Origin of the sequence: Campylobacter sp. LR264d (assembly GCF_008633895.1) — a bacterium.
Taxonomy (GTDB): domain Bacteria; phylum Campylobacterota; class Campylobacteria; order Campylobacterales; family Campylobacteraceae; genus Campylobacter_D.
On sequence record NZ_VJNT01000016.1, the window covers coordinates 25,508 to 47,515 of the forward strand.

The window sequence follows — 22,008 nt, forward strand, 5'->3', positions numbered from 1 at the left end:
CTTTTAAACAGAAAGGATTTTTATGAATAAAATTATGAGAACTATGGATGGAAATGAAGCAGCAGCCTATGCAGCTTATGCTTTTACTGAAGTTGCGGGAATTTATCCTATTACACCAAGTTCGCCTATGGCTGATTATACCGATATGTGGGCAGCAGCGGGCAAGAAAAATCTTTTCGGTATGCCTGTGAAAATTGTTGAAATGCAAAGCGAGGCAGGTGCTGCAGGTTCAGTACATGGGTCTTTACAAACAGGGGCTTTAACTACTACTTATACAGCCTCTCAAGGACTTTTACTTAAAATTCCAAATATGTATAAGATAGCAGGTCAGCTTTTACCCTGTGTTATCCATGTAGCAGCGAGGTCCCTTGCCTCTCAAGCCTTGTCGATTTTTGGCGACCATCAAGATATTTATGCAGCAAGACAAATAGGCTTTGCCTTGCTTTGTTCTCATTCTGTGCAAGAAACTATGGATTTAGCTGGGGTTGCACACCTTGCAGCCATTAAAGGACGCATTCCATTTTTACATTTTTTTGATGGTTTTAGAACAAGCCATGAAATTCAAAAAGTAGAGGTTATGGATTATGCTCATTTTGATAGGCTTATAGATAGAAAGGCTGTTTTAGAATTTAGAAATTCATCCCTAAGCCCTGAAAATCCTAAGACAAGAGGAACAGCACAAAATGATGATATTTATTTTCAAACAAGGGAATTAAACAATCGCTTTTATCAAGCCTTGCCTGATATCGTAAATGATTATATGCAAGAAATTTCTAAGATTACAGGTAGGACTTATAAGCCTTTTGTGTATTATGGGGCAAAGGATGCTACAAAATTAGTTATAGCTATGGGTTCGGTTACTCAAACTATAGAAGAAGTAGTTGACTATCTAAATTCAAAGGGCGATAAAGTAGGACTTTTAAAGGTATATTTATATAGACCTTTCTCGCTTAAACACTTCTTTGAAGTAATACCTGAAAGCATTGAAAAAATTGCTGTTTTAGATAGGACGAAAGAACCAGGTTCAATAGGCGAGCCTTTATACTTAGATGTAAAATCTGCCTTTTATAGACACAAACACCAGCCTATAATAGTTGGTGGTAGATATGGACTTTCTTCAAAGGATGTTGACCCTGCACAAATTATCGCAGTTTATGATAATTTAAATTTATACGAACCAAAGGATGGCTTTACCGTTGGTATAGATGATGATGTAACTCATACTTCCTTAAAGGTGGGTGAAAAAATTTCACTTGGCGATGAAAGTACTATTGAGTGCTTATTTTATGGACTTGGTGCTGATGGAACCGTGGGTGCTAATAAAAATTCTATTAAAATAATAGGCGATAAGACAGATTTTTACGCACAAGCTTATTTTGCTTATGATAGTAAAAAATCAGGAGGTTATACTAGAAGTCATTTAAGATTTTCTAAAAAGCCTATTCGTTCGACTTATCTTGTTTCAACCCCTCATTTTATAGCCTGTTCGGTCGCTGCTTATTTAGAAATTTATGATGTTTTAGCAGGTATTAGACATGGTGGAACCTTCCTTTTAAATAGTATTTGGAGTGCACAAGAAACGATTAGACAATTACCTGATAATGTTAAAAAGGTTTTAGCACAAAAAGAAGTAAAATTTTATATCATAAATGCTACAAAACTTGCAAGAGATATAGGGCTTGGAAATCGCACAAATACCATCATGCAGTCTGCCTTTTTTAAATTAGCTGAAATCATACCTTATGAAGACGCTCAAAAATATATGAAAGAATTAGCCTATAAGTCTTATAGTAAAAAAGGCGATGCTATAATTGAGATGAATTATAAGGCTATTGACGTGGGCGCTGAAGGTCTTGTAAAGGTAGAAGTTGACCCAGCTTGGAAAGAATTAATCCCTGTTAAAAAAGAAAAGAAAATAAGCTATAAGGGTACTGAATTTGTAGAAAAGATAGTTAAGCCTATGAACGCTGCAAAGGGTGATGAGTTGCCAGTTTCTGCCTTTTTAGGACATGAGGATGGTAGCTTTGAGCATGGTACTACCGAGTACGAAAAAAGAGGGGTTGGCGTAATGGTGCCAAGATGGATAGAGTCAAATTGTATACAATGTAATCAATGTGCTTCTGTTTGTCCGCATGCTGTTATTAGACCATTTTTAATAGATGATGATGAATTTGATAAGGCCCCTATGGGAGTAAAAGAACATACCTTAGAGGCAAAGGGCGTTAAGGATGAAAAACTTAAATTTAAAATTCAAGTTTCTCCTCTTGATTGTACGGGCTGTGAGTTATGCGTACATGAATGCCCTACTAAAGAAAAATCCTTAGTTATGGTGCCTTTGCAAGAAGAAATTGACTTTGGCGAACAAGAAAATGCTGATTATTTATTTAAGAAAATAGTTTATAAGGACTATATTTTAAATAGGCAAACTACCAAGGGTGCTCAATTTTCTCAACCTCTTTTTGAATTCCACGGGGCATGTCCGGGGTGCGGCGAAACGCCTTATATAACCCTTGTTACAAGGCTATTTGGTGAAAGAATGATAGTTGCAAATGCTACTGGTTGTAGTTCTATTTATGGAGGAAGTGCCCCTTCTACTCCTTATAGAAAAAGCGTTAGAAATGGACATGGACCTGCTTGGGCGAATTCTTTATTTGAAGATAATGCTGAATTTGGACTTGGAATGAAAATAGCCACTGAAAACACAAGGCATAGGATTGAAATGCTTATGAATGAAAATATGGATATGGTCCCAAACGGCTTAGCTGCATTATTTAAAGACTGGATAGCTAATAAAAATCACGCCGTTTCTGTTGAGATAAAAGATAAGATGATTCCACTTTTAGAAGCAAATCAACACATAAAAGGCATTAATGATATATTAAATTTAAAACGTTTTCTAAGTAAAAAATCTCACTGGATTTTCGGGGGCGATGGCTGGGCTTATGATATAGGCTATGGAGGCTTAGACCATGTTTTAGCAAGTGGAGAGGATGTTAATATCTTAGTGCTTGATACAGAAGTTTACTCAAATACAGGAGGACAAAGTTCAAAATCTTCAAGGACAGGGGCAGTAGCCCAGTTTGCCGCTGCTGGTAAGCCTATACAAAAGAAAGATTTAGGGCAAATTGCAATGACTTATGGCTATATCTTTGTAGCACAAGTAAACTCCTCAGCAAATTATAACCACTTAATCAAAGCCTTAATAGCAGCTGAAGCTTATGAGGGACCTTCTTTGGTTGTGTGTTATTCTCCTTGTATAGCACATGGTATTAAGGGAGGTTTGGGTTATTCAGGCGATCAAGGTGAGTTAGCTACAAAATGTGGTTATTGGCCACTTTATACCTATGACCCAAGATTAGAACATGAAGGAAAAAATCCTTTGAATTTATTCTCTAAAGAACCTGATTGGAGCTTGTATGAACAATTTTTAATGAATGAGGTGCGTTATAATTCTTTGAAAAAAGCAAATCCTGAACACGCTGCCGAGTTATTCTTGCGTAATCAAAAGGATGCACAACACAGATACAGACAATTAAAACGTATCGCAGATGCTGATTATAGCAATGAATTACAAGCTTAATCTTTTCTTCTGCCTTTTTTTGTTTTTAAAGGCAGATGATTTTTTATCTTTAAAAAATGAAAAGGTGAATTTTTCAAATCTTGAAAATCCCTTTTCTAATCCATATTTAGAAAAAATTTATAAATTACAAATTCAAGCTATTATATTAAATCACGTTAAAATCGATGATAACTGGTATAAAATAAATGATGAAATTTATTCTGCTAAGCTTAAGGACATTAAGGAAAATGCTATTGTGCTTGAATATGATAATGAGTTAATTTTAATCAAGGCACAAAGCAATGATAAGATTCTTATTAATTAGCCTTTTTCCTATCTTTGTATATGCCTTAAATTGTGAAAAACGGCTTTTTGATATAAGTATTTATGATGATTTAAGAATAGAAGAAAGCTTAAAAGAACTTGCAAATTATTGTACTTTTAGCGTAGTGATTAAGGATAAGTTAGCAAAGGAAAAATTAAACAAAACTCAAAATATAGTAAATATTAAACAAATGAGCTTAGAAGAGGTTTTAAAGCTTTTTTTAACAGAAAATGATTTAGCTTATGAATTTGATGGTAAGGTTTTAAAAATTTCAGCCTTGCAAACTAAGACTTTTAAGATTAGTTATATTACCTCGGTGCGTGAGGGTCAAAGCATAACAAAGGCCTCAGTTGACGCTAAGCCTAAGCAAAGCGAGTATAGTCAAATAAGCGATGATTTAGAAGATAATATGATTAAAAGTATGGAAAAATTTGACTTTTGGAAAAATATAGAAGATGAGATAAACGCCCTTTTAAGCACTCAAATAAATGAGGAGATAAAACCTGCTATTATTAATCAAAATGCAGGGATTATAACAGTTACTGGTTCGCCATCTCAGCTTGAAAGGGTTAAAAATTATATATTAAAACTTGAATCAAGGCTTAAAAAGCAAGTAATAATCGATGTTAGCATAATCGCAGTTAGTTTAAATGAAAGCCATTCTAGTGGGATTAACTGGCAAAATTTTAATTTAGGGTTTAGTTCGTCTACAAATTCAAGTTCAAATTCCTTTATACAGCTTCAAAGTGGAGAAAGTTTTGTTAAAAATTTAGGCTTAAGGGTAGATTTAAGCTTTGATTCTGTGTTAAATTTTTTAGCACAAAGTGGAAAAACTCATGTCTTATCAAATCCTAAATTAATGGCACTTAACAATCAACAAGCCATTATTTCAGTGGGGGACACTATAAATTATCAAGTAAAGGAAAGCTCAAAGGGCACGGAAAATGGTACTACGGTAAGTGAAAGTTATAATAATTATTCTATCTTTGTAGGAATTTTATTAAATATCTTACCTGAAATTTCAGATGATGGAAAGATTATGCTTAGGATTAATCCAAGTCTTAGTGATTTTAAATACCCAGAAGATAATAGAAGACAAACTGACCCAAGAACCATAGCACCTGATACCATACAAAAAAAGCTCTCAACCGTGGTTCAAATGGAAAATAATCAAAGCTTAATCTTAGGTGGACTTATCTCGCAAAATGAAGTAAAGGAAAACTCATCAGTAAATTTTTTATCTAAAATTCCCTTACTTGGTCTGCTTTTTCAAGGAGAAGAAGAATCGAGCGTAGCAACTGAGATTGTTTTTATAATAACACCTAGCATAGTTGATAATGTTTCAATGACGCCAAGTTTAAAAGATTTAGGCTTTAAAATGCTTTGATTTTACATTTTAAGAATTTTTTGTTAATAATTTAAGGAAAAATTGATATAATTTAAATTTTAAGGCAAGATCGAAGGAATGCAATGTTAAAAGAGTTATTAGATATCAAAAAGGAAATGGAGCCCATTATCCACGATATTAATGTCAAGTTAAACCTTTTAGCAAGAGAGGTTATAGTTCGTAGAAAAGAGTATGAAATTTACGGACCTATGATTGATAGAGTTTATTTAGATAATGCAATTTATGCTAAGGTTATGGCAAGTGGTAGGGATGCAAAAAGTGATAAGGTAGATATTAAAAATGGCTTTTATATGGTTTTTGTAGCACCTGAAAAAGAAAGCACGAAGGATATTAAAAATAAATTAAAAGTATCTTATGAAGGGGTTGACAATAAGCTTATCGCAGAACTTATACACAAATGTCAACGCTTTAAAGAAATCATTCAAAAAACTCAAGCTACACTTTCAAAGGCTTCAAATTTAAATGTAGTTATAGAAACAAATTTAGGAGAGGCCACTTCTGCTATTAAATTTCATATAAATATTAAATACACAAAAGAAAATCAAACCTTAACTCGTGATAATGTTAAATCAGCGGGTAGTTTTAGGGATACTAGAACTTATATAAATTTGATTGTAGAAAAAAGTACAGATTCAGCAATTTGTGAAAAATTACTTGACGATGTTGAAAAGTACTTCATAGGTGGTAGCTGATAAAAAGGCTTTTATGAAAGACTTTGTTGATATCAAAAGTAGAATTTTAATACAAACAAAATTAAATGATTTTACTTCAAAAAAAGGTATGTTTTTACTTTGGGGAAAAAGTGGTAGTGGTAAAAGCATTTTGCTTAATGAATTTGCTAAGAAACATAACTTAATTAAAATTTCTAAACTTTTTAACGATAGAAAAGAATTTGAAAGCCTTATTAAAAAGCAAGTTAATAACAAGCCTATCTTGCTTGATGAGGTGGGAATGTATGAAGAAAGTTTACTTGAAAGTGTGAGAATTCATAGTGATGAATTTGCCTTTGTGCTTAGTTCTCACAAGATGCTAAAACTCTTTAAAAAAGAACATTTTCAAACGCGTTTTGTGGCTAGTTGTGAGCTTAAGAGTTTGGATAAAATTGAGTTAAAAGATTATATTTTTAAAAAGCATAACTTATTTTTTTATGAAAAAGAATTTAGGTTTCTTAGAAAAATTTATCAAGGAAATTTAAGGAATATAGATAAAACCTTGCAAAGTTTTAAGGATATAAATGGCTTTTATAAGGAAAGCAAAAGCACACTTTACAAGCTTAGATTAAGTGCTATTGAACAAGGTTTATTATGAATGAAAGAATAAGAGAACTAGAACAAAAATATAAATATTTTATTATTAAAAAATACCTTAAAATTGTTGTCTTTTTTTGCCTTATAACTATATTTTGCACTGGCTTTTATATCATGCTTGAAAAACAAAATGAACAACAAATTTTAATAGCAAAAAGCCAAGAAGAAAAGCGAATTTTAGAAGCTAGGATAAACGAGGCAAAGATTAATGCTCAAAAATTAAAACTTGCAAAAGAATTAAATAATAAGGTTTTAGAATTTGAACTTGAAGAAACTAAAAAGATATTAGCCCAGCAAGAAAGTCAGATTGAAATGTTGCAAGAACAAAAAATTCAAATTAGTTCAAATAACCTTAACATAGCCACTCTAAGACATGCCTTTTATCAAAATCCTAGCTATGAAAAGGCTATTTTACTGGCTCAAACTTATTTGGATATGAAAGATTATAATAAGTCGATTTTTTGGTCCTTAAAGGCAAATGATATCAATAAAATTTCAAACACTTCTTGGAAACTTTTTGCAAAGGCTAAACAAGCACAAGGCTTTGAAGAAGATGCTAAAAAGGTTTTAGAACTTTATGCAAAGCATTATGAAGTAGAACTTTTGCAATGAGTTTAAAAAATAAATTTTCAAATTTTAAAAAAGAAGAACTTAGCCTTGAAAATGATAAATTTTTCACATTTTTAAAAGAAAATTATCTTGCAAAAAATTTAGATTTAAACGAGCTTTTAGAACTTAATATTAAAAATGAAGATTTTTTAAAGGTCTTTGCAAGGTCTTTAAATATGGAATTTATGGATTTTGAAAGGGTTGATGAAAATCTTTGTGCAAAGATGCCCACTTCTTTTATGCAAGAATTAGAATTTGTACCCTTAAAGGCTGATGAAACAAATATTTATATACTTTGTGTTAAAAATTTCAATTTAGAAAATTTAGAACGAATTCAATCTTTTTTTATGGATAAAATTCTTAAACTTTATATAAGCGATTCTTTTAAAATTCATAAAATTTTAAAAGAATTAGCCATTAAAGAAAAGCTTGAAATTTTAAGCTTTAAATTAAAAGAAGAATGGGAAAAGGGCTTAAAAGAAGAACAAAGTTTTGTAAGTCAAATTTTTGATTTTATCATTAAAGAAGCCCTAAATTTAAAGGCCAGTGACATTCACATTGAAGGTTTAGAAAATGGGGCATTGATAAGATTTAGAATAGATGGGGTTTTAAGCTTTTTTTGCCATTTACAAAAAGAAGTTTATACAGCCTTAGTTTTTTATATAAAACACCTTTCTCACTTAAATGTAGCCCAGCAAAGAAAGGCACAAGATGGCAGTTTTGAGTTAAAAATAGAAGATAAAAAATACGATTTTAGAATTTCAACCCTACCCTTGCTTTACGGAGAAAGCGTGGTAATGCGTATTTTAAGGCATGATGAAAATTTTTTAAGCCTTGATAATTTGCATTTTGATGAGTTTAATTTAACTTTGTTAAAAAAGGCAATTGCTAGTCCTCATGGCATGATTTTACTAACAGGCCCAACGGGTAGCGGGAAAAGTACCACTCTTTATGCTTGTTTAAATGCCTTAAAATCCATTGAAAAAAAGATTATCACAGCAGAAGACCCCATAGAATATAAAATGTCCTTAGTACAGCAAATCGCTTTAAATTCAAAGGCGGGGCTTGATTTTAACAATGCACTAAGGGCGATTTTAAGGCAGGACCCAGATATCATAATGATAGGTGAAATACGCGATGAAGAAAGCCTTGATATAGCCATTAAGGCTTCTTTGACCGGGCATTTATTGTTAAGCACACTTCATACAAATGATGCCCTAAGTGCCATTGATAGACTTTTAAATATGAATGCAAATCCTTATTTGATCGCACATTCTTTAAATTTGATAATAGCCCAAAGGCTGGTTAGAAAACTTTGTAATTATTGTAAAACTAAGGTTTTTAACGATGAATTTAAGGATTATTTTTACGAGCCAAGTGGCTGTATACGTTGTAATAAAACGGGCTTTTTAGGAAGAGAATTAGTAGCTGAGGTATTATTTATAGATGAAAATTTAAGCAAGCTTATATTAAATCTTTCTTCGAAAAAAGAACTCTTAGAACAAGCCAGGAAAAATGGCTTTAAAACTATGTTTGAATTAGGACTTATCAAAGCAAGGCAAGGCATTATAAGCATAAATGAGCTTTTAAGGGTGATAAAATGAATTTTTATCTTGTTGAATTTAGGCAAAATGATACTCAAAAAAGTAAGATTATTTATGCAAATGATTTAAGCGACGTTCAAAATACCGTCTTAAAACAAGGTCTTATCGTAATTAATATTAAGAAAATTAAAATTTTAGAATCAAAGATTGAAAACAAGCATTTTATTTTATTTTTTAAAGAACTTTCTTTGCTAAGCGAGGTTGGACTTAGTATAAATGCTTGTTTAAACGAACTTGAAAAGGCATTTAATCAAAAGCATTTAAATAAGGCAATCAAGGCTTTAAAGGCAAATTTAGGGGCCGGACAAAATCTTAGTCTTGCCTTTAAGGAGGCAAATTTTGGACTAGGACTTAGTGAATTAACCCTAATAAAAATGGCAGAAAATACAGGAGAACTTAGCAAGGTTTTTTTGCAAATTTCAAAACTCAGGCAAGGTTTTTATGAAAATCAAAAAAAGTTAAAAAAGACCTTGCATTACCCTATAATAGTCTTAATTGTACTTTGCTTTGCCTTTGTTTTTTTAATGCTTTTTGTCGTGCCAAATTTTAAGGATTTATTTGAAAATATGAACGCAACCCTGCCACTAATCACGCGTTTTATGCTTGGAAGTTATGAGTTTTTAAGTGTTTTTTACCTACCTTTAATTTTTATCTTAGTTATTTTGATTTTATCCTTAAATTTAGCCTATAAAAAGCATTTTTCTTTTGCCTTATTTTGTGATTTTATGCTTTTAAAACTTCCCATACTTTCTAAGCTTATAATCTATAATCAACATTATTATTTTTTCTTTACTTTTTCCTTGCTTTTAAAGAGTGGAGTTTCCATAAAACAAGCCTTTGAACTAGCTAGAAGTGGGGTTAAAAATAAGGCCTTGGGTTTGGAGATTGACCTTGTTTATTCAAATTTTTCAAAAGGAATTGCCTTAGACGAGGCTTTCAAAAAGTCAATTTATTTTGAAAGTATGGTTATATCAATGTTAGCAGTAGCCTTAAAAAGTGCAAAACTAGAACTTTTGAGCCTAGAAATTGCAAATTATTATGCCTTAAAGCAAGATGATTTAATGGGTATTTTTTTATCATTAATTGAGCCATTAATGACCTTATTTGTCGCTATTTTAGTGCTTTTATTAGCGCTTGGAATTTTTTTACCTATGTGGGATTTAAGTAGTGGGGCGAATTTGTAAGAAAGAAAAAAATGAAAGATTTAAATTATTATTTAAATTTGCCTTGTAAAATAACAATAGAAAAAATTTCAAAAAATGAAGGTGGTAGATATAGTGCGACCATGCCTGAATTTAAAGGAGTTGCATTGTTTTGGGTGATGGAGAAAGCAAAAAGGAAGCATTGCAAGAATTAAAAATAGCATTTAAGTCAACGCTTATTGCTTTGCTTAAAGCAAATATAACAATCCCTAAACCAGAATAAGAATTGTAAAAATAGCATATTATTAATTTTTATAAATTCACTATTCCTTTTTTTCACCTTTGCCCTCTAGTTCATAAAGTATTTTTCTATCTGTTGAACCTGCTATATTTAATTGCAAGCGATATTTTGCGATAGTCCTTCTTTGTATGCCAATGTCAAATTTTTCCCTAATGAGTTGTAAAAGCTTACTATCACTTAGTGGCTTTGCGTGATTTTCATTTTTTATAAGCTGGGATAAAAATTCTTTTACGCTAGTGTTTGAAGTATCTTCATCAAGTCCAAAGGCAAAGAAATCTCTCAAAGGTATCAAGCCTCTTTCACAGCTTAAATATTTATTTGCAATGGCCCTTGAAATAGTTGAGGCATTGCGTTCTAAATCTTGTGCTAAGTCCTTTAAGGTCATGGGTTTTATATCTTTGCCAAGGAAAAAATCGTATTGGTGTTCTACTATCATAAGCCCTATTTTATAAAGAGTAGCCTTACGCATGGAAAGAGCATCTACTAAATTTTTAGCTTCTTTTATATACTTAGTTAAAAATTCATGTTCTAAGCCATCAATCTCAAGTGAAATTTCAGGATAATACTCATCGTTAATCTTAACCTTTATCTCGCCATTTTCCCTTTCTATAAATATATCAGGAATGATTGTTTTACTATCTTCAAAATATTCTAAAAAAGGAGGTATGCTAAATTTTTTAATAATCTTAATAGCCTTTTTATACAAAGGGCTTTTTGTGTAATTTTGTATATTTTCAAAATCCCTTATAAGCATTTTGCAAAAATCATATAACTCATCATCCAAATCTATGCTTTCTAAGGCAAATAAAAAAGCCTCTTTATAGTCCTTTGCCCCAACGCCAACGGGTTCTAAGAATTTAAATCTTTGTCTAATTGTCTCAATATCATCTTTATCAAAATTTGCTAAAAGTTCTTCATCGTATTCAAAATAGCCTTCATTATTTAGGCATTGTATTATTATTTGGGCTATATTTTGAGAATGCTGTGTAGGAAAAAGAGGAGGTATTATTTGTTCGTTTAAAACCTCATAAATGCTTTTTTTGGCTACCGAATAGTTTTCAACAAAGTCAGAAACTGCGTTTTTTGTATAGATTGAGTCGTAGTAATTTTTGCCGTTTTTATGCGTTTGACAAGAATCTTGAATGCTTAAAAAAGGATTTTCTTCAGCAAATTTTTCTAAATTTTCTTTTAAGTCTTCGATATTTGCTTGTAAAATTGGCAACCACGAACGAAGTGTTTGTGAAATTTTCGTTTTTGGGGCTAATTTTTGTTTTAACATTAATCTAAGAGTTTAAACTCTATTCCTAAATAGTATTTTTTCACATCCTCATTATGTGCTATTGATTTTGCATCCCCACTTGCTAAAAGCATACCCTGTTTTATAACATATGCCCTATCGCAAATTGCTAAGGTTTCTCTAACATTATGGTCTGTGATTAAAATACCAATATTTAGCAATTTAAGTTCTTTGATGAGTGCTTGAATTTCAGCCACTGCTATGGGGTCAACTCCTGCAAAGGGCTCATCAAGTAACAAAAATTTAGGATCACACATTAAAGACCTAGCTATCTCACAACGTCTTCTTTCTCCACCACTTAAACTTAAACCCTTTCTTAAACGAATAGGTTCAATGCTTAAAAGTTCTAGCATTTTTTCTACTTTTTCGTTTAAAATTTTTTTATCCTTATAAATTATTTGTGCTGCTAATAATAAATTATCCTCTACGCTTAAATCCTTAAAAACGCTACTTTCTTGAGGTAAATAGCCAATACCAAGCCTTGCCCTTTTATTTAAGGGTTCTTTTGTAATATTAACCCCATCAAGCAAAACCTCTCCTCCACTTGGTGAAATAAGTCCACAAATCATATAAAAAGTAGTAGTCTTGCCAGCTCCATTTGGTCCTAAAAGTCCAACTACTTCCCCACTTTGTACATTTAAGGAAATGCCTTGTATAATCTTTGTTTTTTTAATAATCTTTTCTAAATTTAAAACTTCTAACTTACTCATAAACTATGTACTTTCTTTTTTTATCATCTATAATGCTAATATCTATTTTTAAAGCCTTTATGCCAAATTTAAGCAAGGCCTTTTCTAGCTTTTCATCGCCCCATTCTACTATATGTAAGCCCGGTTCTAAGAAATTTTCAAATAAGCCATTTTTGATTAAATTCTCAAAGCCACCTTGATAAATATCATAGTGATATAAGATAAATTCATTATTATTATAACTTTGCATAATGGAAAAGGTAGGGGAATTTATATCATCTTTAAAGCCTAAAAATTTAGCATATTCTTGCACTAAAGTAGTCTTTCCACTTGCTAAATCACCATTTAATAAAATCACTTCATTTATGCCTAAATAAGAAAAAAGCTCGTTAAGTTCATCTTTTGCTAGTATAAATTCTTTCATATTTTTTTCTCATCAAGCTTGATAACATATTTATTTTGAGCTGATTTTGGAATATTTTTTGTAATAGGTATATTTAAAACCTTAAATTCTTGTATGTAGCTTGTAAAATGCAAACTTATAATATCTCCTATTTTTACTTCTTTACTAGGCTTTGCTACTATATTATTAATACTTACAACTCCACTTTTGCACATATCCTCGGCTATTGCCCGCCTTTTAGTGATATTAACTATATTTAAAAATTTATCTACTCTCATAGCTAGAATTTTAACAAAAAAAAATGAATTTTAAAAGCAAAAATTTAAAAATAGGAACAAAAAATGCTTATAAAAACGCTTTTTAATCAATATCTAACAAATACTTTATATTTGCCTTTGAACGCATTTTATCAAAATAATCTTTTATATAATTTTGTTTTTGGTCATTTATATAAGCGTTTAAAATTTCATTTTCTGCTTGTTCGTAAGTGATATTTTGAGCTCCTGATTTTGCCTTTACTTGATATAATTCAAAGCCATTTGCAGAATCTAAAACTGGTGCAAAAGAATCAATTTCTATGCTTGATAAAAGCCCTAAAAGCCTTGGGTCTGCATTTTCTAAATTAAGCTGTTCACTTTGTGGCTTGATATTTGAAATTTTACCTAAGGCTAAATCATTTAACTCTTTTTCATCTTTTGAGCGATAAATATAAACTGAGATTGAGGTATAAAAGACGAATTTGTTTTGATTTTGTTCAAAGTATTTTTTTGCCCCTTCTGTGCTAAAATCAAGCTTGGTAGTACTTGCAATTCTATCATTTAGCTTTCTTTTTTCTAAATCTTTTTTAAATTTAGCTCTAAAGCTTTCATAGCTTTGATTTTTAGCCGCTAAATCTTGCTTTAATTTATCCATATCAACTCTATTTTGTTCTAATAATTTTTCAATGCCTGTATCAACTTCAAGCTCATTTACATAGACATTAAATTGTTTCATTTGTATTAATTCTATTTTTTCATTTACAAGCAAGGAAATGGCTTCTTGGCTTGAAACCCCTAAATTTTGCTTAGTATGTTCTATATCATACATTGTAATAGGTTCGCTTTCTACTACTATGGCTACTGAGTTTATAACAGCACTAAAACAAGTGCTTAAAAAAAGCAAAATTATCACAATTTTTTTCATTATCAAACCTTTATTTAAGTATAAATATAGCATTATACCAACAAATTATTTAATAAAGAGGTAAAGATGAATGAAATTATAACAACTCGTTTTGCTCCATCTCCAACTGGATATTTGCATATAGGTGGTTTAAGAACAGCACTTTATAATTATTTATATGCTAGGAAAAATAAGGGTAAGTTTTTACTTCGCATTGAAGATACTGATTTACAAAGAAATAGTGAAGAGGCCACTAAGGCGATTTTAGAGGCCTTTGAGTGGATAGGATTAAATTACGATGAAAAAGTAGAGTATCAATCAAAACGTTTTGATATATACAAAAAATATATTCAAAAGCTTTTAGATGAAGGTAAGGCGTATTATTGTTATATGAGTAAGGATGAGTTAGAAGCACTTAGAAAAGAACAAGAAGCAGCCAAACAAAGACCAAGATATAATGGTAAATTTAGAAATTTCAAAGGCGCTCCCCCAAGCGATATAAAGCCCGTTGTTCGTATAAAAGCACCTTTGATGGGTGAAATTTGCTTTAATGATGGTATAAAAGGAGAGATGAAATTTAAAGTAGAAGATATACTAGATGATTTTATAATAGCAAGGAGTGATGGAAGTCCTACTTATAATTTTACCGTGGTTGTAGATGATGCACTGATGGGCGTAAGTGATGTGATTAGGGGAGATGACCACCTTTCAAATACACCTAAGCAAATTATCTTATATGAGGCCTTAAATTTTAAAATTCCAAAATTTTTCCATGTGGCAATGATACATGGAGAAGATGGTAAAAAGCTTTCTAAAAGGCACGGGGCTACTGATGTTATGGAGTATAAAAAAATAGGAATTTTACCTCAGGCCTTGCTAAATTTCTTAGTTAGACTTGGTTGGAGCCATAATGATGATGAAATTTTTTCCTTGCAAGAACTTGAAAACATTTTTGACCCTCATAACATAGGAAAATCTGCTTCTTCTTATAATTTTAAAAAACTAGAATGGCTTAACGCACATTATATTAAGACCCTGCCCTTTGATGAACTTAACAAGCAATTAAAAGAATTTAACTTTGATTTAAGCAAATTTGAAAAGGCTGGTTTTTTGTTAGATTTATTAAGACCTAGGGCAAAGAACTTGCTAGATATTATTAATTCGGCAAATACCATAGTAAATAGGCCAAAAAGCTATAATGAAAAAGCAGTAGCTAAATTCATTAACGAAAATAATATAAAATTGCTAACCGAATTTTCTTTAAGGCTTAAAAATGAAAGCACTACAAAGGAATTTGAAGATTTTACAAATGCTTTTTTAGAAGAAAATAAAACTAATTTAAAAGAATTAGCCCAGCCTATAAGAATAGCCCTAACAGGTAGTGCAGTAAGCCCTAGTATCTTTGAAATGCTTGAGTTTTTGGGTGTTAATGAAAGTAAGGAACGTATAAATTTATTTTTGAAAGGAAAAAATGAGCTTAGAAAATGAAGCTTTAAAATATCATTTAGGCGGCAAGGTTGAAATTTCTCCTACAAAGCCATTAAATTCGGCTAAGGATTTATCCCTTGTTTATAGTCCAGGAGTTGCTACTCCTTGCCTTGAAATAGCAAAAAATAGCGAACTTGCTTATACTTATACAAATAAATCAAATTTAGTAGCTATAATAAGCGATGGTTCAGCCGTGCTTGGACTTGGTAATATAGGTGCACTTGCAGCTAAGCCTGTTATGGAGGGAAAGGCTTGTTTATTTAAAAAATTTGCAAATGTAAATGCTTATGATATAGAGATAAACGCACATAGTAGCGATGAGATTATAGCCTTTTGTAAGGCAATAGCCCCAAGCGTTGGTGGCATAAATTTAGAAGATATATCAGCCCCAAAATGCTTTGAAATAGAAGCAGCCTTGCAGGATTTAGGAATTCCAGTAATGCATGATGACCAGCACGGAACTGCTATTATTACAGCAGCGGGCATTATAAACGCCCTTGAACTTAGTAATAAAAAATTTGAAAATATCAAGGTAGTTATAAGTGGGGCAGGGGCTGCTGGAATTGCTAGTGCTAGAATGTATAGAAAATTAGGTGTTGAAAATATAGTTTTAGTTGATAGTAAGGGCGTAGTAAGCAAGGATAGAACTGATTTAAACGAACAAAAGCAAGAATTTGCCATTGATACAAAGGATAAAAGCTTAAAAGATGCTATGCTAAATGCTGATGTATTTTTAGGGCTAAGTGCCCCTAATATCTTAGACGAGGCAATGGTTTTAAGTATGGCTAGTAATCCTGTGATTTTTGCCCTAGCTAATCCAGTACCTGAAATTAGGCCCGAGATTGTAGCAAGGCTAAGAAGTGATGCTATAATGGGCACTGGAAGAAGCGATTATGCTAATCAAATAAATAATGTCTTGGGCTTTCCTTTTATATTTAGAGGAGCACTTGATGTAAGGGCTACTAAGATTAGTGAAAATATGAAAATCGCAGCAGCGAAAGCCCTTGCAAATTTAGCAAAAGAAGAGGTTAGCGATAATGTTAAAAAGGCTTATAATGTAGAAAATTTAAGCTTTGGAAAAGATTATATAATACCTAAGCCCTTTGATGAAAGAGTAAAGGCAGTTGTTTCTTGTGCAGTGGCTACCCAAGCTGTTAAAGAGGGCATAACTAAGATTAAAAATTTTGATGAAAAAAGCTATTTTGAAAGTTTAAAATGAAAAATGTTCATCTTATAAATCACGCATTAGTTTCTCATAAGCTTAGCATTTTAAGAAGTGAATTAACTAAGCCAAATGAGTTTAGAATGCTAATAAATGAGTTAACTTGCTTTTTATTAATGGAGACAACTAGGAATTTAACCTTAAAAGAAAGTGTTATACAAACTCCACTTTGCAAAACAAAGGTCCTTGTGCTTAATGAAAAAATCATGCTTTGTCCTATTTTAAGGGCAGGGCTTGGCATGCTTGATAGTGCTCTAAATTTAATCCCAAATGCAAGTGTGGGCTTTTTAGGCTTTAAAAGAGATGAGATAAGTTTAAAGCCTGATTTTTATTTTCATAATTTTCCAAATGATGCCAAAAATAGAACCTGTATAGTAATAGACCCAATGTTAGCTACCGGAGGAACTGCTATAAATGCTTGTGATTTTTTAAAAAAAGAAGGCATTAAAAAAATAATTTATCTTTCTATAATCGCGGCCCCAGAAGGACTTGAAGCATTTAGTAGTGCACATAGTGATATAGAATTTTTTGTAGCTAGTATAGATGAAAAATTAAATTCACAAGGCTATATTTTACCAGGGCTTGGCGATGCTGGTGATAGAATTTTTAATACTATGAGTTAATATGCTTTTTGGAAAGATTGATTATATAAATTTATTACCCTTGCATATCTATCTTAAAAAATATCCTTTGCCAAATGGTATTAAAAGGGCTATGGAGTATAAAAAAGGTGTGCCTAGTAAGCTAAATAAGGACCTTTTTTATAAAAGAATTGATGCAGGGGTGATTTCTAGTATACAAAGTGCCAAGAAAAAATATAAGTATTTAGATATAGGAATTTGTGCAAATAAAAGGGTTATGAGTGTTTTGGTTAAAAAAAATACACAAAATTTACAAGATCCTAGTTCGGCAAGTTCAAATGCCTTAGCTAAAATTTTAAAGGTTCAGGGACAAGTTGTAATAGGCGATAAAGCTTTAAAATATTATATAGAAAATGAAAAGGCATATATTGACCTTTGTTCTGTATGGTTTGAAAAAACGGGTTTGCCTTTTGTTTTTGGACGCTTTTCTTGCATTAAGCATAAAATTTTTTATGAAAGGATTTTTAAAAACTATCAACACTCACAAAAAACAAAATTAAAAATTCCTTATTATATACTTGAAAAATACGCAAAAACAAGGCAAATAAGTGTTAAAAATATTAAATTTTATCTACAAAATATCATTTATCATAAAATTTCTTTCAAGGAAAAAAGGGCTTTAAAGCTCTTTTTTAAAATGTATAAATTTACAAATTTTTAAAGTATTTTTATAAATTTAACTATTAAATGTTATGGATTAAAGAAAATACATTAACAATCTTTAATACTTTTAATAATAGAATAACCTTATTTAAATAGAGATAAAGAAATTTATCAATTATTTTTAAATTTATTCGATGAATTATTTTAACTTTTAAGTTTATTTTTGTTTTTTTGTCCTATAATGTATTCTTAAACTTTTTAGTTTGCCGATTTATATAATGTAGTAAAAAGGAGGAAAAAATGACAATAGATTCAAGTAATTCATCTGTAATGATGAGTGCAAGTACATCTGCTCTAAAAAAGTCAATTGACTCAAGCAGTAATTTAGTAGGACAATTAACAGGGGTTAATCAATCTCAAGCAGTTTCAAGCCCAGCCCCTGAGGTAGTTAGTAAACCAACAGATTCTAGCGTTAGTTCTTCATCAAAACTAGACCTTTACGCTTAAAATTACTTGGTGTCTTTTGGCACCAAGTATTAAAATTTTAAACAAATTTCTAACAAATTTTTATTTTTTTTTACGATTATTAGCCCTTAACTTCGTATTTTTTAATGTTTTTTTGCTATAATGAAAATTACTTTTAAATAATCTTAAAAAATTTAATTTTCACACAAAGGAGATCTTATGAGGCAAGCATTTAAAAATCTTATTTTGCACGAGACTTTTCCTGGAATTTTGCTAATCTTTTTTACCATTTTGGCCTTACTTTGCAAAAACTCTTCTCTAAGTGCTATTTATTCTGATTTTTTGCGTGAAAATTTCACCGTGGGTTTTGAACATTTTAATGTAACAAAGCCTCTTGATTTATGGATAAATGACGGTTTAATCGCTATTTTTTTCTTATCTATAGGACTTGAATTAAAATATGAAATTCTAAGAGGGCAATTAAAAAATATACGCTCTGTTTCTTTGCCTATTTTTGGGGCACTTGGTGGAATGATAATGCCTGCTGTAATCTTTGCTGTGATTAATTTTAAAGATAGCTTTGCTATGCAAGGCTGGGCAATCCCTACTGCTACTGATATAGCCTTTGCTGTTGGAATTTTACTACTTTTAGGACGTAGAATTCCAACAAGCTTAAAGCTTTTTTTACTTTCCTTAGCTATTTTTGATGACCTGGGTGCTATTATTATAATCGCCCTTTTTTACACAAGCAAATTATCAGCCCTTGCCTTGATAATTGCCTTAATGTGTATTTTCTTTTTATTTTTATTAAATTATTTTCATGTAACTCATCTTTCACTTTATGTACTAGTAGGCGTTTGTCTATGGGTAGCCATGCTTAAAAGTGGGGTTCATGCAACCTTAGCCGGTGTAATAATCGCCCTTTTTATACCACTTGATACAAAAGGAGGCCAATCTTATTTGCATAGGGTTATGGGCAGTTTAACGCCTTGGGTAAATTACTTTATACTTCCACTTTTTGCCTTTGCAAATGCTGGTATTGATTTAAGAGATATGTCTTTGGGTACCCTTTTTGCCCCTGTAAGTTTAGGCGTTTTATTAGGTCTTTTTGTAGGAAAACAAATAGGCGTTTTTATTTTTTCTTATTTAGCTATTAAATTTAAACTTGCAAAAATGCCAGATAATGTTAGATATAGACAATTTTATGGAATTTGTATATTAACAGGCATAGGCTTTACTATGAGTTTGTTTATAGACGCCCTTGCTTATCAAAATAGCGATATTTATGGTCATGCTGATAGACTTGCTATATTACTTGCTAGTTTTATTAGTGCAATTATTGGTTATGTTTATTTAAAGCTAGTTAGATGAATATCTTTTTAAAATTTAAAAATATTGTTAGCAATGAAGCCTTTGGTGGAGTGCTATTAATTATTTTTACTATCTTAGCCTTACTTGTACAAAACGGTTCTTATAATGTATATTATAGGGAATTTTTAAATTTAGATGTGGGCGTAAATATAGGTGAATTTAAGCTTAATAAACCCTTTTTATTGTGGATAAATGATGGATTAATCTCTATATTTTTCTTTTGCATAGGACTTGAATTAAAAAAGGAATTTTTAGAAGGGGATTTTAAAAATCCAAAAAATATTACCCTACCTTTTATGGCAGCACTTGGAGGCATTTTAGTACCTGCCTTGATTTTTTCCATAGTTAATGTTGGTGATTCTTACACGCTTAGAGGCTGGGCAATCCCTACTGCTACTGATACTGCTTTTTCTCTAGCTATTTTGATAATGGTAGGAAAAAGTCTTCCTAGTTCTTTGAAAATTTTCTTATTATCCTTAGCTATTTTTGATGATGTGGGGGCTATTTTAATCATAGCTATTTTTTATACAACCCAGCTTTCAACACTAGCCTTTATAGTAGTGGCTTGTACCATAGTTGCTATGTTGTTTTTAAATTTATTTGGTATAACTAGAAAATCCTTTTATTTTATTTGTTCTTTGATTTTATGGGTAAGCGTTTTAAAAAGTGGAGTTCATGCGACCCTAGCAGGTATTATTACAGCATTTTTTATACCTATGTATAGAAAGGATGGAAGACCTTTTTTAGAAGAAATAGAACATGGATTAAGGTTTTGGACAGCCTTTATAATTTTACCACTATTTGCCTTTGCAAACGCCGGGGTTAATCTTTCTCACATAGATATAAAATCCTTATTTTCAGGCGTAAGCATAGGTATATTTTTAGGGCTTTTCATAGGAAAACAAGTAGGTGTTTTTGCCTTTTCTTATTTAGCTATTAAATTTAAAATGGCACAATTACCTGTTGATTCAAATTTAAAACAACTTTATGGGGTATGTATATTAACAGGTATTGGCTTTACTATGAGTTTGTTTATAGATGGTTTAGCTTATGAGGTGAGTGATATCTTTAATTATGCAGATAATTTAGCCATACTTATAGCCTCGTTTTGTTCGGGCATTTTTGGCTATATTTATTTGAAATTTTTTGCAAATCGTTAATACTAATTTTTAAAGGGGACAAATGAAACATTATGTTTTGGTGATTTTGCTTGGATTTTTTATTTCAGGTTGTAGTTTTTATCAAAATTCTAGTACTGATGCTACTCAAAGCTTACTTGAATCAAGGATTAAAAATATAGCATCAGGTTGGAAAAAAACGCCTTATGTTTTAGGTGGTAAGACAAAAAAAGGTTCTGATTGTTCTGGCTTTACTCAAAGTGTGTTTGCTGAATTTAATACAGCCATTCCACGCAATACCACAATGCAGTATCAAGCTGGTTCAAAGGTTTCTAAACAAAATCTTCAAACAGGTGATTTAGTCTTTTTTAGGACAGGCAGAGGTCCAAATGGTATGCATGTAGGCATTTATTTAAGTGATTTTAAATTTGTTCATCTTTCTACAAAGGGTGGGGTAAAAGAGGTTTCTTTAAATTCGGATTATTGGAAAAAAAGATATATCGGGGCTAGACGAGTGAATTTTAAAAGTTATGTGGCTAAACGTTAATGAGAATTGGCGTTTTTGATAGTGGGGTTGGAGGACTTAGCGTTTTAAAATCCTTGTACGAGGCTAGGTTGTTTGATGAGATTATTTATTATGGTGATACTGCTAGGGTGCCTTATGGGGTGAAAGATAAGGATACTATTATAAAATTTTGCCTCGAGGCCTTGGAATTTTTTAATAAATTTAATATTGAAATGTTAATTATCGCTTGTAACACAGCTAGTGCTTATGCTTTAAAGGCCTTGCAAGACAGGGCAAATTTTAGCGTTTATGGGGTAATTGATGCTGGAGTTTGGGCGACAAAAAAGGTAATTAGCGATAAAAACAAAGAAATTTTAGTAATAGCTACAAAGGCCACTATAAATTCAAAAGAATATCAAAAAAGATTAAAAAAAGAAGGTTTTAACAATGTAAAAGCCTTAGCTACAGGGCTTTTTGTGCCTATGGTAGAAGATGGAATTTTTAGTGGGGAATTACTTCAAAGTGCCTTTAATTACTATTTTAAAGATATTAAAAGCCCCGATGCTTTAATACTAGCTTGTACGCATTTTCCTTTGCTTTCAAAGTCCTTACAAGAATATTTTGGGAAAAAAACAAGATTGATTCATTCAGGAGAGGCTATAGTTGAGTTTTTAAAAACTCATAATAATTTACAAAGTTTAAAATACAAAGCAAGGCTTGAATTTTACGCTTCAAGTGATATTAAAAGTCTTAAAAATACTGCTAAAATTTGGCTAAATTAAGGATAAAA

The 22,008-nt window shown here is 31.1% G+C and carries 23 protein-coding genes; 18 read left to right on the forward strand and 5 right to left on the reverse strand.

Features of this window, described 5'->3' with window-relative positions:
* Positions 1-22 precede the first annotated feature (22 nt).
* From nifJ to FMM56_RS08690, 9 genes are all read left to right on the forward strand, one after another.
* Positions 23-3,580 (forward strand): pyruvate:ferredoxin (flavodoxin) oxidoreductase, encoded by a 3,558-nt coding sequence (nifJ, locus tag FMM56_RS03755; protein WP_150140119.1) that lies wholly within the window; start codon positions 23-25, stop codon positions 3,578-3,580.
* Positions 3,549-3,884 carry a transformation system protein gene (locus FMM56_RS03760; RefSeq protein WP_150140120.1) on the forward strand — a complete coding sequence of 112 codons (336 nt, stop codon included), beginning with the start codon at positions 3,549-3,551 and terminating at the stop codon, positions 3,882-3,884. The genes nifJ and FMM56_RS03760 overlap by 32 nt, the downstream gene beginning before the upstream one ends.
* Positions 3,862-5,271, forward strand: a complete 1,410-nt coding sequence (mshL, locus tag FMM56_RS03765; protein ID WP_150207836.1) for a pilus (MSHA type) biogenesis protein MshL — start codon at positions 3,862-3,864, stop codon at positions 5,269-5,271. Before FMM56_RS03760 ends, mshL begins: the two co-directional genes overlap by 23 nt.
* An 83-nt stretch (positions 5,272-5,354) precedes the next feature.
* Positions 5,355-5,984 carry a hypothetical protein gene (locus FMM56_RS03770; protein WP_150140122.1) on the forward strand — a complete coding sequence of 210 codons (630 nt, stop codon included), beginning with the start codon at positions 5,355-5,357 and terminating at the stop codon, positions 5,982-5,984.
* 13 nt (positions 5,985-5,997) lie between these two features.
* Positions 5,998-6,600: a hypothetical protein gene (locus FMM56_RS03775; RefSeq protein ID WP_150140123.1), complete on the forward strand. Its 603-nt coding sequence runs from the start codon at positions 5,998-6,000 to the stop codon at positions 6,598-6,600.
* Positions 6,597-7,211: a transformation system protein gene (locus FMM56_RS03780; protein WP_150140124.1), complete on the forward strand. Its 615-nt coding sequence runs from the start codon at positions 6,597-6,599 to the stop codon at positions 7,209-7,211. The genes FMM56_RS03775 and FMM56_RS03780 overlap by 4 nt, the downstream gene beginning before the upstream one ends.
* The gene (locus tag FMM56_RS03785; RefSeq protein ID WP_150151538.1) at positions 7,208-8,812 is read left to right on the forward strand and encodes a GspE/PulE family protein; all 1,605 of its coding nucleotides are present in this window, start codon (positions 7,208-7,210) and stop codon (positions 8,810-8,812) included. Before FMM56_RS03780 ends, FMM56_RS03785 begins: the two co-directional genes overlap by 4 nt.
* Entirely contained in the window at positions 8,809-9,996 is a 1,188-nt protein-coding gene (locus FMM56_RS03790; RefSeq protein ID WP_150140126.1) for a type II secretion system F family protein, read from the forward strand. The genes FMM56_RS03785 and FMM56_RS03790 overlap by 4 nt, the downstream gene beginning before the upstream one ends.
* Before the next feature lie 11 nt (positions 9,997-10,007).
* Entirely contained in the window at positions 10,008-10,169 is a 162-nt protein-coding gene (locus tag FMM56_RS08690; protein ID WP_190317929.1) for a hypothetical protein, read from the forward strand.
* Between the two features lie 108 nt (positions 10,170-10,277).
* Here FMM56_RS08690 and FMM56_RS03795 read toward each other — a convergent pair whose 3' ends face one another.
* The 5 genes from FMM56_RS03795 to FMM56_RS03815 all read right to left on the reverse strand — a co-directional run bounded on the left by FMM56_RS03795 (position 10,278) and on the right by FMM56_RS03815 (position 13,826).
* Positions 10,278-11,534 carry an RNA polymerase factor sigma-54 gene (locus tag FMM56_RS03795; RefSeq protein WP_150140127.1) on the reverse strand — a complete coding sequence of 419 codons (1,257 nt, stop codon included), beginning with the start codon at positions 11,532-11,534 and terminating at the stop codon, positions 10,278-10,280.
* Positions 11,534-12,262, reverse strand: a complete 729-nt coding sequence (lptB, locus tag FMM56_RS03800) for an LPS export ABC transporter ATP-binding protein (RefSeq protein WP_150140128.1) — start codon at positions 12,260-12,262, stop codon at positions 11,534-11,536. The genes FMM56_RS03795 and lptB overlap by 1 nt, the downstream gene beginning before the upstream one ends.
* Positions 12,255-12,665, reverse strand: coding sequence for a tRNA (adenosine(37)-N6)-threonylcarbamoyltransferase complex ATPase subunit type 1 TsaE (tsaE, locus tag FMM56_RS03805; RefSeq protein WP_150140129.1), 411 nt, complete (start codon positions 12,663-12,665; stop codon positions 12,255-12,257). The genes lptB and tsaE overlap by 8 nt, the downstream gene beginning before the upstream one ends.
* Positions 12,662-12,922 (reverse strand): RNA-binding S4 domain-containing protein, encoded by a 261-nt coding sequence (locus FMM56_RS03810; RefSeq protein WP_150140130.1) that lies wholly within the window; start codon positions 12,920-12,922, stop codon positions 12,662-12,664. Before FMM56_RS03810 ends, tsaE begins: the two co-directional genes overlap by 4 nt.
* An 82-nt stretch (positions 12,923-13,004) precedes the next feature.
* A complete protein-coding gene (locus FMM56_RS03815) occupies positions 13,005-13,826 on the reverse strand; it encodes a hypothetical protein (RefSeq protein WP_150151541.1) in 822 nt (273 codons plus the stop codon).
* A 66-nt stretch (positions 13,827-13,892) separates the two neighbouring features.
* On the opposite strand from FMM56_RS03815, the gene gltX reads away from it, so the two are divergent.
* From gltX to murI, 9 genes are all read left to right on the forward strand, one after another.
* The gene (gene gltX, locus FMM56_RS03820; RefSeq protein ID WP_150140132.1) at positions 13,893-15,293 is read left to right on the forward strand and encodes a glutamate--tRNA ligase; all 1,401 of its coding nucleotides are present in this window, start codon (positions 13,893-13,895) and stop codon (positions 15,291-15,293) included.
* Positions 15,277-16,512: a malic enzyme-like NAD(P)-binding protein gene (locus FMM56_RS03825; RefSeq protein WP_150207837.1), complete on the forward strand. Its 1,236-nt coding sequence runs from the start codon at positions 15,277-15,279 to the stop codon at positions 16,510-16,512. Before gltX ends, FMM56_RS03825 begins: the two co-directional genes overlap by 17 nt.
* Positions 16,509-17,138 (forward strand): uracil phosphoribosyltransferase, encoded by a 630-nt coding sequence (gene upp, locus FMM56_RS03830; protein WP_150140135.1) that lies wholly within the window; start codon positions 16,509-16,511, stop codon positions 17,136-17,138. The genes FMM56_RS03825 and upp overlap by 4 nt, the downstream gene beginning before the upstream one ends.
* A gap of 1 nt (position 17,139) precedes the next feature.
* Positions 17,140-17,817: an MqnA/MqnD/SBP family protein gene (locus tag FMM56_RS03835; RefSeq protein WP_150207838.1), complete on the forward strand. Its 678-nt coding sequence runs from the start codon at positions 17,140-17,142 to the stop codon at positions 17,815-17,817.
* A 242-nt stretch (positions 17,818-18,059) separates the two neighbouring features.
* Positions 18,060-18,266 (forward strand): hypothetical protein, encoded by a 207-nt coding sequence (locus FMM56_RS03840; protein ID WP_150207839.1) that lies wholly within the window; start codon positions 18,060-18,062, stop codon positions 18,264-18,266.
* 177 nt (positions 18,267-18,443) lie between these two features.
* Positions 18,444-19,595 carry a Na+/H+ antiporter NhaA gene (nhaA, locus tag FMM56_RS03845; RefSeq protein ID WP_150140138.1) on the forward strand — a complete coding sequence of 384 codons (1,152 nt, stop codon included), beginning with the start codon at positions 18,444-18,446 and terminating at the stop codon, positions 19,593-19,595.
* On the forward strand, positions 19,592-20,755 hold the full coding sequence (gene nhaA, locus FMM56_RS03850) for a Na+/H+ antiporter NhaA (RefSeq protein WP_150140140.1): 1,164 nt from the start codon (positions 19,592-19,594) through the stop codon (positions 20,753-20,755). Before nhaA (FMM56_RS03845) ends, nhaA (FMM56_RS03850) begins: the two co-directional genes overlap by 4 nt.
* Positions 20,756-20,777: 22 nt before the next feature.
* On the forward strand, positions 20,778-21,260 hold the full coding sequence (locus FMM56_RS03855) for a C40 family peptidase (protein ID WP_150140141.1): 483 nt from the start codon (positions 20,778-20,780) through the stop codon (positions 21,258-21,260).
* Positions 21,260-22,000 (forward strand): glutamate racemase, encoded by a 741-nt coding sequence (gene murI / locus FMM56_RS03860; RefSeq protein ID WP_150207840.1) that lies wholly within the window; start codon positions 21,260-21,262, stop codon positions 21,998-22,000. The genes FMM56_RS03855 and murI overlap by 1 nt, the downstream gene beginning before the upstream one ends.
* The last annotated feature ends 8 nt before the right edge of the window (positions 22,001-22,008 follow it).

What these genes read in the sequence shown, in the direction of transcription:
- nifJ (WP_150140119.1), top strand. Translation starts at nt 23, where the DNA reads ATGAATAAAATTATGAGAACTATGGATGGAAATGAAGCAGCAGCCTAT.
- FMM56_RS03760 (WP_150140120.1), top strand. Translation starts at nt 3,549, where the DNA reads ATGCTGATTATAGCAATGAATTACAAGCTTAATCTTTTCTTCTGCCTT.
- mshL (WP_150207836.1), top strand. Translation starts at nt 3,862, where the DNA reads ATGATAAGATTCTTATTAATTAGCCTTTTTCCTATCTTTGTATATGCC.
- FMM56_RS03770 (WP_150140122.1), top strand. Translation starts at nt 5,355, where the DNA reads ATGTTAAAAGAGTTATTAGATATCAAAAAGGAAATGGAGCCCATTATC.
- FMM56_RS03775 (WP_150140123.1), top strand. Translation starts at nt 5,998, where the DNA reads ATGAAAGACTTTGTTGATATCAAAAGTAGAATTTTAATACAAACAAAA.
- FMM56_RS03780 (WP_150140124.1), top strand. Translation starts at nt 6,597, where the DNA reads ATGAATGAAAGAATAAGAGAACTAGAACAAAAATATAAATATTTTATT.
- FMM56_RS03785 (WP_150151538.1), top strand. Translation starts at nt 7,208, where the DNA reads ATGAGTTTAAAAAATAAATTTTCAAATTTTAAAAAAGAAGAACTTAGC.
- FMM56_RS03790 (WP_150140126.1), top strand. Translation starts at nt 8,809, where the DNA reads ATGAATTTTTATCTTGTTGAATTTAGGCAAAATGATACTCAAAAAAGT.
- FMM56_RS08690 (WP_190317929.1), top strand. Translation starts at nt 10,008, where the DNA reads ATGAAAGATTTAAATTATTATTTAAATTTGCCTTGTAAAATAACAATA.
- FMM56_RS03795 (WP_150140127.1), bottom strand. Translation starts at nt 11,534, where the DNA reads ATGTTAAAACAAAAATTAGCCCCAAAAACGAAAATTTCACAAACACTT.
- lptB (WP_150140128.1), bottom strand. Translation starts at nt 12,262, where the DNA reads ATGAGTAAGTTAGAAGTTTTAAATTTAGAAAAGATTATTAAAAAAACA.
- tsaE (WP_150140129.1), bottom strand. Translation starts at nt 12,665, where the DNA reads ATGAAAGAATTTATACTAGCAAAAGATGAACTTAACGAGCTTTTTTCT.
- FMM56_RS03810 (WP_150140130.1), bottom strand. Translation starts at nt 12,922, where the DNA reads ATGAGAGTAGATAAATTTTTAAATATAGTTAATATCACTAAAAGGCGG.
- FMM56_RS03815 (WP_150151541.1), bottom strand. Translation starts at nt 13,826, where the DNA reads ATGAAAAAAATTGTGATAATTTTGCTTTTTTTAAGCACTTGTTTTAGT.
- gltX (WP_150140132.1), top strand. Translation starts at nt 13,893, where the DNA reads ATGAATGAAATTATAACAACTCGTTTTGCTCCATCTCCAACTGGATAT.
- FMM56_RS03825 (WP_150207837.1), top strand. Translation starts at nt 15,277, where the DNA reads ATGAGCTTAGAAAATGAAGCTTTAAAATATCATTTAGGCGGCAAGGTT.
- upp (WP_150140135.1), top strand. Translation starts at nt 16,509, where the DNA reads ATGAAAAATGTTCATCTTATAAATCACGCATTAGTTTCTCATAAGCTT.
- FMM56_RS03835 (WP_150207838.1), top strand. Translation starts at nt 17,140, where the DNA reads ATGCTTTTTGGAAAGATTGATTATATAAATTTATTACCCTTGCATATC.
- FMM56_RS03840 (WP_150207839.1), top strand. Translation starts at nt 18,060, where the DNA reads ATGACAATAGATTCAAGTAATTCATCTGTAATGATGAGTGCAAGTACA.
- nhaA (WP_150140138.1), top strand. Translation starts at nt 18,444, where the DNA reads ATGAGGCAAGCATTTAAAAATCTTATTTTGCACGAGACTTTTCCTGGA.
- nhaA (WP_150140140.1), top strand. Translation starts at nt 19,592, where the DNA reads ATGAATATCTTTTTAAAATTTAAAAATATTGTTAGCAATGAAGCCTTT.
- FMM56_RS03855 (WP_150140141.1), top strand. Translation starts at nt 20,778, where the DNA reads ATGAAACATTATGTTTTGGTGATTTTGCTTGGATTTTTTATTTCAGGT.
- murI (WP_150207840.1), top strand. Translation starts at nt 21,260, where the DNA reads ATGAGAATTGGCGTTTTTGATAGTGGGGTTGGAGGACTTAGCGTTTTA.